The organism is Actinomyces respiraculi (assembly GCF_014595995.2).
In the GTDB taxonomy this organism is placed as follows: Bacteria; Actinomycetota; Actinomycetes; order Actinomycetales; family Actinomycetaceae; genus Actinomyces; species Actinomyces respiraculi.
Genome location: NZ_CP063989.1, coordinates 879,543 through 891,841, shown reverse-complemented (window position 1 = coordinate 891,841; position 12,299 = coordinate 879,543). Strand labels below are relative to the sequence as shown.

The following is a 12,299-nucleotide window of genomic DNA, read 5'->3' as shown; positions in this document are numbered from 1 at the left end:
CCACCGGTCGGCAGCACGAGCACCAGCCAGCAGGCCACAGCTCCTTAGAAAGGAGGTGATCCAGCCGCACCTTCCGGTACGGCTACCTTGTTACGACTTCGTCCCAATCACCAGCCCCACCTTCGACCGCTCCCCGTAGGGCCACGGGCTTCGGGTGTCGCCGACTTTCATGACGTGACGGGCGGTGTGTACAAGGCCCGAGAACGTATTCACCGCAGCGTTGCTGATCTGCGATTACTAGCGACTCCAGCTTCACGGTGTCGAGTTGCAGACACCGATCCGAACTGAGACCGGCTTTAAGGGATTCGCCCCGCCTCACGGCATCGCAACCCTCTGTACCGGCCATTGTAGCATGCGTGAAGCCCAAGACATCAGGGGCATGATGATTTGACGTCATCCCCACCTTCCTCCGAGTTCACCCCGGCAGTCTCCCGCGAGTCCCCACCACGACGTGCTGGCAACACGGGACAAGGGTTGCGCTCGTTGCGGGACTTAACCCAACATCTCACGACACGAGCTGACGACAACCATGCACCACCTGTGAGGACGCCCAAAAAAAGGGAGGGCACGTCTCCGCGCCGGCCGCCCACATGTCAAGCCTTGGTAAGGTTCTTCGCGTCGCATCGAATTAATCCGCATGCTCCGCCGCTTGTGCGGGCCCCCGTCAATTCCTTTGAGTTTTAGCCTTGCGGCCGTACTCCCCAGGCGGGGCACTTAATGCGTTAGCTACGGCGCGGAGACCCCGGAAAGAGCCCCCACACCTAGTGCCCAACGTTTACGGCGTGGACTACCAGGGTATCTAATCCTGTTCGCTCCCCACGCTCTCGCTCCTCAGCGTCAGTAACGGCCCAGAGACCCGCCTTCGCCACCGGTGTTCCTCCTGATATCTGCGCATTCCACCGCTACACCAGGAATTCCAGCCTCCCCTGCCGCACTCAAGCCGGCCCGTACCCACCGCAAGCCCCCAGTTAAGCCAGAGGATTTCACGACAGACGCGACCAGCCGCCTACAAGCCCTTTACGCCCAATAATTCCGGACAACGCTCGCGCCCTACGTATTACCGCGGCTGCTGGCACGTAGTTAGCCGGCGCTTCTTAACCCAGCTACCGTCACCACCCCCAAGAAGAAGGCGGCTGCTTCACTGGCGAAAGAGGTTCACAACCCGAAGGCCTCCATCCCTCACGCGGCGTCGCTGCATCAGGCTTGCGCCCATTGTGCAATATTCCCCACTGCTGCCTCCCGCAGGAGTCTGGGCCGTGTCTCAGTCCCAGTGTGGCCGTCCACCCTCTCAGGCCGGCTACCCGTCAAAGCCTTGGTAGGCCATCACCCCACCAACAAGCTGATAGGCCGCGAGCCCATCCCCCACCAAAACCAGCCAAAAGACCAGAATCTTTCCCAACCCACCCATGCGAGCAGGCCAGAATACCCCGTATTAGCCCCACTTTCATGAGGTTATCCAGAAGAAGAGGGCAGGTTACTCACGTGTTACTCACCCGTTCGCCACTCACCACCCACAAACACAAAGCCCGCAGGCAGCCCGTTCGACTTGCATGTGTTAAGCACGCCGCCAGCGTTCGTCCTGAGCCAGGATCAAACTCTCCAAACAAAACAAACACCCAAACACGCACACACGCAACAAGCACGCGCACACGCACCCAGGCAAAAACAAGAGAAAAAACTCTCACCAGGCCCACACCCACACCCACCCCCACAAACACAGAGGCAGGCACAGGCAAAACCAAAAACAAAACAAAGCACACCCACCAAACCCACAACAAAGCAGGCCCAGCAGACACACCCACTATGGCATAAAAAACATGACACACTATCGAGTTCTCAAACAACACACCCACCACGCAAGACCCGCCACAAAAGCAAGCCCCACCTGGAAGCATCAAACGAACCTTAACGAGCCGATCAAACCGCGTCAAATCGATTCCCCGTGATCCGGGTCTCCACGACTCCAGCCCTTTTCAGTTCATACCCTCACACCCCCGGTCAAAACCGGGGCCGTTCGGGCCGGGGAAAACGATACGCAGCCCTCCCCCAGCCGGTCAAACTGGCTCGGCATGATCCGAGCCACAACACGCACGTGCCCCACACACGCCGATGCGCGCGCATCCAGCCTCAGGCGAGGTCTCTCAGACCTGGCCCGGTCACGCTCGTCCCCCCGCGCGCATCCAGCCTCAGGTTTCAGCCCCTGGGCGAGGCCCCAGGTTTCTGCCCTGGCCCCCAGGACCCTGGCCCGAGGCCGCAGTCTCAGGCGTTCGCGAACTGGCGCACGGCCTCCGCCACCGCTCCGGCCACACGCGTGTCGAAGGCGCCGGGGATGATGTAGACGGGGCTCAGCTCGGCCTCAGCGATGACGCCCGCAATCCCGGTGGCCGCCGCGCGCATGAGGTTCATCGAGATGTCGGTCAGCCCCGTGTCGAGCAGACCACGGAACAGGCCCGGGAAGACCAGCACGTTATTGATCTGGTTGGGGAAGTCCGAGCGCCCCGTGGCCAGCACCGCCGCACGCCCGGCCGTACCCACCGGGTCCACCTCGGGGACGGGGTTCGCCATCGCGAAGACGATCGGATTGTCCGCCATGACGTCGAGGTCCTCGGGCTGGAGCAGGTTGCCGGAGGACACACCGATGAAGACGTCCGCTCCAACCAGCCCCTCCTTGAGAGAACCCGTGACGTGACGCGGGTTGGTGTTCTCAGCGAGCCACCTGCGGTGCTGGTTCATGCCCTCCGTGTTGTGCCCGTCAAGGGCGCCGTCGCGGCCGTAGCCGACGATGTCGCGCGCGCCGTGAGCCATGAGCAGCTTGGCGATGGCGGTGCCCGCGGCCCCCACGCCCGACAGGACGATGCGCACGTCCTCGATCCTCTTGTCGACGATCTTCAGGGCGTTGATGAGCGCGGCAAGGGTGACGATGGCGGTGCCGTGCTGGTCGTCGTGGAAGACGGGGATGCCGAGCTCGGCCTTGAGCCGCTCCTCAATGTCGAAGCACTTAGGGGCGGCGATGTCCTCGAGGTTGATGCCGCCGTAGGCCGGGGCAATGGCCTTGACGATGCTGACGATCTCGTCGGGATCCTTGGTGTCCAGCGCCACCGGCCAGGCATCGACGTCGCCGAACTGCTTGAACAGGACGGCCTTGCCCTCCATGACGGGCATCGCGGCCGCGGGGCCGATGTCTCCCAGCCCGAGGACGGCGGTGCCGTCCGTGACGACGGCGACCGTGTTCTTCTTGATCGTCAGGTGCCGGGCCCTCTCGGGGTGGTCGTGGATCGCCTTGCACACGCGGGCAACGCCGGGGGTGTAGACCCGGGCGAGGTCGCGTCGGTTGCGGATCGCGGTGCGCGGGGCGATCTCCAGCTTGCCGCCGACATGAGCGAGGAAGGTGGAGTCGCCAACGTTGTGGACCGTCACCCCCTCCAGGCTGCGCAGCGCCTCGACGAGCTCCTGACGGTGCGCGGAGTCGCGGGTGTCCGCCGTCAGATCGACGATGAGGACGTCGCCGTCGGCGTCGGCCACGTCCACGCCGTTGACGATGGCCCCCGTCGAGGAGGCCCTGTCCACCAGGGTGGCAATCGCCTTCTGGGACGCGGGGACCTCCAGGTGGAGGGCGACGGTGTAACTGGGTCCGGGCTGAGCCATGTGTCTTCCTGGTTCTGTGGTGTCCTGATGAACGTTCTCAGCGTAATGGGAGGTGTCCCGACGGCGACCGGGAAGTCTTCATCCGAGACAGAAGGAACACCGTGCACCAGTTCGGCACCGGCCCGGTCCCGGCACCTGGGGCGAAAGGGTGGGTGGGGACGAGCACCTCGACGTCGGCACCGGCCCGGCCCCGACACCTGGGATAGAAGACCAGGACGACGTGCTGGGACACAAGACTGTGCGCCCGTCCGGTACATGTACCGGACGGGCGCACAGCCCTCGTACACGGTGCCGGACCCAGGCGCGAGCCTCAGGCCCCCACGCGCTCCATGACGAGCTCACGCACCCGCTTGGCATCGGCCTGCCCCCGGGTCGCCTTCATCACCGCACCGACGATCGCACCGGCGGCCTGGACCTTGCCGCCACGGATCTTGTCCGCGACGTCAGGGTTGGCGGCCAGGGCCTCGTCCACCGCGGCCAGCAGGGCGGAGTCGTCGGAAACGACCTCAAGCCCACGGGCCTCGACCACCTGCTGGGGATCACCCTCGCCGTCGAGAACGCCCTCAAGGACCTGGCGGGCCAGCTTGTCCGTCAGCCGGCCCTCATCGACCAGCGCCTGCAGCTGGGCCACCTGCCCCGGCGTCACCGGCAGCTCCTCGAGCGCGATCTCACGATCCTTGGCGGCACGGGCCAGCTCACCCATCCACCACTTGCGGGCCGCCTGCCCGGAGCAGCCGGCCAGGGCCGTGGCCTCGATGAGGTCGAGCGCACCGGCGTTGACGACGTCGCGCATCTCCTCATCCGCCAGACCCCACTCGCCCTTGAGACGACGGCGCTTGGCGGCCGGCATCTCCGGCAGCGCCGCACGGATCTGCTCGACCCACTCGCGGCTGGGAGCCACGGGCACGAGATCGGGCTCGGGGAAGTAGCGGTAGTCGTCGGCGTCGGACTTCACACGACCGGGGCGGGTGGTGCCGTCGGCCTGGCCGTGACGCGTCTCCTGCAGGACCGCTCCCCCGGCGGCGAGGATCGCGGCCTGCCGCTGGATCTCGTAGCGCACGTGCTGCTCGATGGAACGGAAGGTGTTGACGTTCTTCGTCTCGGTGCGCGTGCCCAGCGGGGCGTCGGAGGACTCGCGCAGTGAGACGTTGACATCGGCGCGCACGTTGCCGCGCTCCATGCGGGCCTCCGAGACGCCCAGGGCCCTAAAGATGTCACGCAGGGTCCGCACGTAGGTCGCGGCGATCTGAGGTGCGCGCGCACCCGTGCCCTCGATCGGGCGCGAGACAATCTCGATGAGCGGCACGCCCGCGCGGTTGTAATCCACGAGCGAGTAGTCGGCGCCCTCGATGCGGCCGTCGGCACCACCCACGTGGGTGTTCTTGCCGGCGTCCTCCTCCATGTGGGCGCGCTCGATCGGGACCGTGAAGAACGTGCCGTCCTCCAGCTCGATCTCGAGGGCACCGTCGAAGGCGATCGGCTCGTCGGACTGCGAGGTCTGGAAGTCCTTGGCGAGGTCCGGGTAGAAGTAGTTCTTCCGGGCGAAGCGCGAGTGCTCGCTGATCTGGCAGCCCAGCGCCAGGCCGATGCGGATGGCGTACTCGACGCCCTTCTTGTTGACCACCGGCAGGGAGCCGGGCAGCCCCACGCTCGTCGGGGTCACACGGGAGTTCGGCTCGCCACCGAAGGCGACCGGGGCGGCGTCGAACATCTTCGTTGCCGTGCCCAACTCGACATGCACCTCGAGGCCGATGACCGGGTCATAGCGGCGCACAGCCTCGTCGAAGTCCATGAGCTCTTCAGCCATCTCAGGCCTCCTTCTTGTTGCGCACGCCCGCGACGGCGGCCTCGTTCAGGACCGGAGCGTGATCCAGCAGGCGCCCGCCCCAGCGCTCCTCGAGCGCGGCCTCCAGGACGGCGCCCACGCGGTAGAGACGGTCGTCGGCCCGCTGGGGGGCCAGGATCTGGAAGCCGACGGGCAGGGCGTCGTCGGACAGCCCGGAGGGCAGGCTCATGCCCGGAATCCCGGCCAGGTTGGCGGGGATGGTGGTGACGTCGAGGGCGTACATCGCCATCGGGTCGTCCTTCTCACCGAAGCGGTAGGCCGTGACCGGCGAGGTCGGCGAGACCAGGACGTCGAAGTCGGCGAAGGCGGCATTGAGGTCGCGCTGGACGAGGGTGCGCACCTTCTGGGCGCTGCCGTAGTAGGCGTCGTAGTAGCCTGCGCTGAGCACGTGGGTGCCCAGGATGATGCGACGCTTAGCCTCGTCCCCGAAGCCGGCGCCGCGGGTGGCGGCCATGACCGTCTCGGCGGTGACCGGCCCCTCGGTGGGCTCCACGCGCAGGCCGTAGCGCATGCCGTCGTAGCGGGCGAGGTTGGAGGAGACCTCGGCGGGCATGATGAGGTAGTAGGCGTCGAGGGCGTACTCGAGGTTCGGCAGGCTGACCGTCTCGATGCTCGCGCCCGCCTCCTCGAGCAGGGCCAGGGCGGCGTGGAAGGAGTCCATGACGCCGGCCTGGTAGGCGTGGCCGCCGTCGAGCTCGGCGATGACACCAACCCGGGTGCCGGTAAGGTCGCGCCCCTGCTGGGCAGCACGCACAACAGCCGCCATGCCGCGCGGGGCATCGGTCAGCGACGTCGAGTCGAGCGGGTCGTAAGAGGCGATGACATCGTGCAGCAGGGCCGTGTCCAGGACGGTGCGGGCCATGGGGCCGGGCGTGTCCAGCGAGGAGGCCATGGCGATAACGCCGAAGCGCGAGACCGTGCCGTAGGTGGGCTTGACGCCGACGGTGCCGGTGACGGCGGCGGGCTGGCGGATCGAGCCGCCGGTGTCCGTGCCCAGTGCCAGGGGGGCCTCGTAGGCGCCGACGGCGGCCGCGGAGCCGCCGGATGAGCCACCCGGGATGCGCCCCAGATCCCACGGGTTCGCCGTGCGCCCGAAGGCGGAGTGCTCGGTGGAACCGCCCATGGCGAACTCGTCGAGGTTGGTCTTGCCCAGGATCGGCAGGTGCGCGCCGCGCAGGTTCGTGACCGCGGTGGCGTCGTAGGGGGGCACCCAGCCCTCAAGGATCCGTGAGGCGGCGGTCGTGACCTGGCCGCGGGTGACGAAGAGGTCCTTGACGGCCACCGGCACACCGGTGAGCTCGCTCGTGGCGGTACCGTCACGGCGGGCGGCGTCGGCGGCGTCCGCGTCGGCCAGGGCACGGTCGGCGTCGACGTCGAGGAAGGCGTTGACGGCGCCGTCGACGACGGCGATGCGCTCGAGGTGGGCCTGGGTCAGCTCGCGCGAGGAGACCTCTCCAGCGGCGAGCGCCGCGGCCTGCTCGGCCGCGGTGGCGGTGATGAGGGCGGTCATGAGGCGGAGTCCTCCCCGAGGATCTGCGGAACGAGGAACATGGAGTCCTGGGCCGCGGGGGCGCCGGCGAGGAGCTCGTCGACGTCGAGGGTAGGGCCGGGCACGTCCTCGCGCAGCACGTTGGTGAGCGGGACCGGGTGGGAGGTGGCGGGCAGGTCGGGCGTGACGACGCTCGTGACCCGGGCGAAGGAGGAGGCGACGGCGTCCAGCTCACCGGCCAGGCGCGTCACCTCCTCATCCGTCAGAGCCACGCGTGCGAGGGCGGCGACGCGGGCGACCTCGTCCTTGGAGATGGCAGACATGAGGGTGAGTCTAGCCACGAGTCCCCCGTGCTCCCGCCGTGGCCGGTGAGGTCCGACGGCGATCCCCGGCGCCGCCCGCCGCCACGAGCGTGCCACCCCACCCGGCAGGCCGATGGACAATCCACGTGCGCCAGAACAACCGTCGGTCCTGTGGGTACGGGACTACCCGGTGTGGGGACAACCCACGTGCACCAGGACAACCGAGGTGAAGCACACGGGTTGTTCTGGGGACAACGCGTTGTCCAGAGACATCACCGAGCGACATCACAAGCGTATCCGGACACATATCGTTGACATTGCGGGGTCGGCCCGGTCTCATGGGACCAAGTGCCCGGCGGCGATCGTGCTGGGCCTCAGTCAGGAGCGCTGCCCCACCGCGGTGCTGCGCGTCCGGAAGGATAGGCATGCGAGACGAAGAACTCCGCGCCGACGGGACCAAGCAGGCCCTTGAGGGCGTCGAGACCGCCGTCATGAGTACCCCTTACGGAACGACGACGGCGACCGTACCTCGCGCCCCCGTCCTGCCCGCCCCCGAGGAGGCTGCCCCGGCGCAGCCCGCACCCGAGGAGCCCGCCGCTGAGACTCCCGCCGAGGAGACCACCGTCCTCGCTGCCACCCAGGAGGCTCCCACCGAGGCGGCCACCGTCCTCGTTGCCGCCGAGGAACCCGCCGCTGAGACTCCCGCCGAGGAGACCACAGTCCTCACCACCGCCCAGGTGGCCGCTGCCGAGCCCACCCCGGAGACGACCGGCGCTCAGGCCGCCACTCAGGTCGCCGCCGTCCTCGCCGTCGCCCAGAAGGCCGACGCTCAGACCTCCCCCGCCGCTGCCCCCGACCGCAGGACCCGCCGCCGCTGGCCCCTGTGGGTCGCCGCCGCCTGCCTGCTGGTGCTCGTCGGCGTCGGTACCAGCGGCTACGCCTACGCCGCGTACTACGCCGACAAGGCGGTGCCCGGCACCACCGTCGTCGGGCGGGACGTCGCGGGCATGACCCGCGCCCAGATCTCCGAGCTCGTCTCCGGTCTCGCCCAGCAGACCACCGTCTCGGTCACCGGGGACGTCGAGGCCACCGCCTCGCTCAGCGACCTCGGTACCACCGTCGACGCCGACGCCACCGCGGACGCCGCCTTGGCCGCCAGCTCCGACGTCGTCGGCCGCTTCCGGGCCTTGTTCGAGGACAACCCCATCGACGTCGTCACCACCTCTGACCCCACGGCAGCCGAGGCCTACACCACCGCCCTCATCCCCAGCAACGAGTCCGTGGCCACCAACGCCACGGTCAGGCTCGGACCGGACGGACTCACCTTCATCACGACCCCCGCCGTCGAGGGCGTGAGCCTGGACTCCGCCGAGGCCGCCAGGGCGGCGCAGGAGGCGGCGAGCACCCTCACCTCCCAGAGCGTGACCCTCACCTACTCTTCCCAGGTCCCCGAGATCACCGACGACGAGGCCGCCCGGGCCGCTGAGCAGGCCGGTGTCCTCGCCTCCCAGCCCGTGGCCATCACCGACAGCACCGACCCCCGGGGCCAGACGTGGACCCCGGACGCCACCACCCAGGCCTCCTGGGTCACCGTCACGCCCACCGCAGACGGCACCGCCCTGACTGCCCGCGTCGACGCCACCAAGGTCTCGCAGTGGGTCACCGCCTCCAGCGATGCCGCCGGGGACGCACCCACGGATGGCGTGCGCAACGTCAACTCCCGCGGTGACGTCGTCGCCACCAGCGTCGAGGCCGTCGACGGCAACAAGGTGACGAACGCCGAGGCGATCACCACCGCACTCGTCGAGGCCCTCAACGCCGGCCGACCCTACACGGGCGACTTCACCACCGAGGTCGTCAAGGCCTCCTGGACCGACCGCCTCATCGCCGACGGCGCGGAGAACCTCGTCTACCAGGCAGCCCCCGGCGAGAAGTGGGTGGACGTCAACCTCTCCAACAAGACCGTGACGGCCTATGAGGGCGCCACCGTCGTGCGCGGACCGATCTCCATGGTCGACGGCGCCGCCGAGACCCCGACGGTCACGGGCACCTACCACGTCTACCTGCAGTACACCTCGCAGACGATGGAGGGCGACAACGTCGACGGCACCCGCTACCGCTCGGAGGACGTGCCGTGGGTCAGCTACTTCTACAGTGGCTACGCCTTCCACGGCGCCCCCTGGCGCTCCAGCTTCGGCTACTCGGCATCTCACGGGTGCGTCAACATGCCCGTGAGCGAGGCCTACTGGATCTACAACTGGGCCGAGATCGGCACCACGGTCGTCAGCCACTACTGAGCGGCCCCAACCGGCCCCTCGGTGAGGACGGCGACCCTCTCGACGCCCTGGGCCACTACTGAGCGGCCCCGACCGGCCCACTAGGGCCACTATGGCCCGGCCGCAGCGACTGACCGGCCTGTTGACGGACCAGCCCCGTCCGGCCCCGTCACCGGCACGGCAGCCTGAGCTAGCCGACCTCGCCCTGCGCGTCCAGTGCCTGCGGTCCAGCGGCCAGCAGCCGCTCGAAAGCCTCCTCGTTGAGCACGGGCACGCCCAGCTCGAGGGCCTTGGCCTCCTTCGACCCGGCATTCTCCCCGACGACGACGTAGCTCGTTCGCTTCGAGACGCTGCCCGCCGCCTTGCCCCCGCGCGAGACGATGGCCTCCTTCGCGCTCTCGCGGGTCAAGCGCTCAAGCGTGCCAGTGACGACGATCGTCAGCCCGCTCAGCGTCGCGGGAACCTCCTCCTCGGGCGCGTCGTCGGCGGTGCGCACCCCGGCCGCGGCCCAGCGCTCAAGGATCTCGGTGTGCCAGTCCACCTCCAGCCAGGACCGCCAGGCGTCGGCGATGGTCGGCCCGACGCCGTCGACCTCGCTCAGCTCCTCGGCGCTCGCCTCCCGCAGGGCCTCCAGGGACCTGAAACGGGCCGCGAGGGCACGCGCCGCCGTCGGGCCGACGTGACGCACGGACAGGGCCACGAGCACCCGCCACAGAGGCTGCGCCTTGGCACTGTCAAGCTGGGCGAGCATCGCGGTGGCGTTCTTGCCCGGGGCCGTCTCCTTCCTCACCGCCCCGTCCTTGTCGTAGGTCTCCTTGGACCAGAAGAAGCGGGCCAGGCGCCAGTCGCCGGTCGGCTCACCGCGCCGCCTGACCGGCTGGTAGACGAAGACGTCGCGCAGGTCCTCGGCCGTGAGGTCGAACAGGCCGGCCTCGCCCGTGAGCACCGGCACTTGCTCGCCCACACCGGCGGCCACGAGTGCCGCCCGGGCCACCTCCAGATGCTCGGCGGTGGGCAGGCCCGTGAGCGCCTGTGCGTCCAGGCGGACCCTGCCGCGCTCGGTCTCCAGGACACGGCCGGCCGCCAGAGCCGCCAGCGCCTCCTCGCGTCCGGCATCCGGCTGGGTGAGGGCGACGGCGGCCTCGTCGCCCAGGCCCTCGACGTCGAAGGCCCCGCGTGAGCCGATATGGGCGATCCTCTCGGTCACCTGGGCGGGGCAGGAGCGGGTGTTGGGGCACCGCAGGTCGACGTCGCCCTCCTTGGCGGGAGCAAGCGGCGTGCCACAGGAGGGGCAGTGCTGCGGCATGACGAAGGGGCGCTCGGTACCGTCGCGCTCCTCGAGGACGGGGCCGACGATCTCAGGGATGATCTCGCCGGCCTTGCGCAGGACGACCATGTCACCGATGAGCACGCCCTTGCGGGCGACCTCGGTGGCATTGTGGAGGGTGGCACGCGAGACGGTCGAGCCGGAGACCAGAACGGGCTCCATAAGCCCGAAGGGAGTGACCCGCCCGGTGCGCCCGACCTGGACGTCAATGTCGAGCAGGCGGGTGCGCACCTCCTCCGGCGGGTACTTGTACGCACTCGCCCAGCGCGGCACGCGGGAGGTGTGGCCGAGCCGGGCCTGCTGCGAGCGCGAGTCCACCTTGAAGACGATGCCGTCGATCTCGTGAAGCAGGTCGTGGCGGTGGTCGGCGTAGCGGGCGATGTAGTCCTCCCGCTCGGTGCGCCCGTGCACAAGCGCGTTGTAGGGCGACACCGGCAGCCCCCACTCGGTGAGCAGCGAGTACCACTCGTGCTGGGAGTCCGGCAGGGGGGCGCCCTCGGCCAGCTCGATGGCGCCCACGCCGTGAGCGATGAAGGCCAGGGGGCGCTCGGCGGTGACCGCGGGGTCCTTCTGGCGCAGGGAGCCGGCAGCGGCGTTGCGGGGGTTGGCGAACAGGGGCAGCAACGCCTCCTTGCGCCGACTGCCCTGCGGCTGGGCCTGGAGGGCGGCGTTGCGCGCCTCGCGGGCGGTGTTCTCCTCCATGCGTCGACGGTTGACCTCGGTGAAGGCCTCGACCGGCAGGTAGATCTCCCCGCGGACCTCGACGACCCGCGGTGGCGCGCCCGTGGTGGTCAGGCGCTGCGGGACGGTGGCGATGGTGCGGACATTGGCGGTGACGTCCTCGCCCGTGACCCCGTCACCGCGGGTCGCGGCCCGGGTGAGGACGCCGTGCTCGTAGGTGAGGGTGACGGCGACGCCGTCGATCTTGACCTCTGCGGTCATGGTCAGTTGCGCATCCTCGACCCCGAGGTCGGCGGTCATGCGCTGGGCCCACTCCTCGACCTCCTCGAGGCTGAAGACGTCCTGGAGGGAGTACATGCGCTCGCGGTGGGTCACCGGGGAGAAGGCCTCCGTCGCGGCCTCGCCGCCCACCGTGCGGGTGGGGCTCTGGGCCAGGACGAGGTCCGGGTACCTGGCCTCAAGATCCTCAAGCGCGCGGTACCAGCGGTCGTACTGCGCGTCGGAGACGGGCGACTGGGTGTCGACGGCGTCATAGTAGGCGTGGCGGGCGCGCTCGATCTGGCTCCTGAGCACCACCATGTCCGCCCTCAGGGCCGCGTGGCGGAGCCGACGGTGCAGCGTGACGGTCTCGGTGACCTCGGCGGGGGTCAGGCGGGTGGTCTGCGCGGCGTCGGCCGGGGCCTCGGCGGGACCGGGGGCCGGGCGGGAGGTCTGGGTGCTCACGGGCACATCC

The 12,299-nt window shown here is 69.0% G+C and carries 6 protein-coding genes and 1 rRNA gene; 1 reads left to right on the top strand and 6 read right to left on the bottom strand.

Annotated elements, in window-relative coordinates; translation table 11 throughout:
- Positions 1 to 48: 48 nt before the first annotated feature.
- From ID810_RS03670 to gatC, 5 genes are all read right to left on the bottom strand, one after another.
- Positions 49 to 1,606 (bottom strand): 16S ribosomal RNA (locus ID810_RS03670).
- A 653-nt stretch (positions 1,607 to 2,259) separates the two neighbouring features.
- On the bottom strand, positions 2,260 to 3,645 hold the full coding sequence (locus tag ID810_RS03665; protein ID WP_166855114.1) for an NAD-dependent malic enzyme: 1,386 nt from the start codon (positions 3,643 to 3,645) through the stop codon (positions 2,260 to 2,262).
- 310 nt (positions 3,646 to 3,955) lie between these two features.
- Positions 3,956 to 5,452, bottom strand: a complete 1,497-nt coding sequence (gatB, locus tag ID810_RS03660; RefSeq protein ID WP_166855115.1) for an Asp-tRNA(Asn)/Glu-tRNA(Gln) amidotransferase subunit GatB — start codon at positions 5,450 to 5,452, stop codon at positions 3,956 to 3,958.
- Position 5,453: 1 nt separating this feature from the next.
- A complete protein-coding gene (gene gatA, locus ID810_RS03655) occupies positions 5,454 to 7,001 on the bottom strand; it encodes an Asp-tRNA(Asn)/Glu-tRNA(Gln) amidotransferase subunit GatA (protein ID WP_166855116.1) in 1,548 nt (515 codons plus the stop codon).
- Positions 6,998 to 7,303 carry an Asp-tRNA(Asn)/Glu-tRNA(Gln) amidotransferase subunit GatC gene (gene gatC / locus ID810_RS03650; protein ID WP_166855117.1) on the bottom strand — a complete coding sequence of 102 codons (306 nt, stop codon included), beginning with the start codon at positions 7,301 to 7,303 and terminating at the stop codon, positions 6,998 to 7,000. The genes gatA and gatC overlap by 4 nt, the downstream gene beginning before the upstream one ends.
- Positions 7,304 to 7,707: 404 nt before the next feature.
- Here gatC and ID810_RS03645 point away from each other — a divergent pair, with 404 nt between their 5' ends.
- Complete coding sequence (locus ID810_RS03645; protein ID WP_243856501.1) at positions 7,708 to 9,579, top strand: L,D-transpeptidase; 1,872 nt, start codon at positions 7,708 to 7,710, stop codon at positions 9,577 to 9,579.
- Positions 9,580 to 9,748: 169 nt separating this feature from the next.
- Here the strand turns inward: ID810_RS03645 and ligA are convergent, their stop codons facing one another.
- Positions 9,749 to 12,157 carry an NAD-dependent DNA ligase LigA gene (ligA, locus tag ID810_RS03640; RefSeq protein ID WP_413227900.1) on the bottom strand — a complete coding sequence of 803 codons (2,409 nt, stop codon included), beginning with the start codon at positions 12,155 to 12,157 and terminating at the stop codon, positions 9,749 to 9,751.
- Between the last annotated feature and the right edge of the window lie 142 nt (positions 12,158 to 12,299).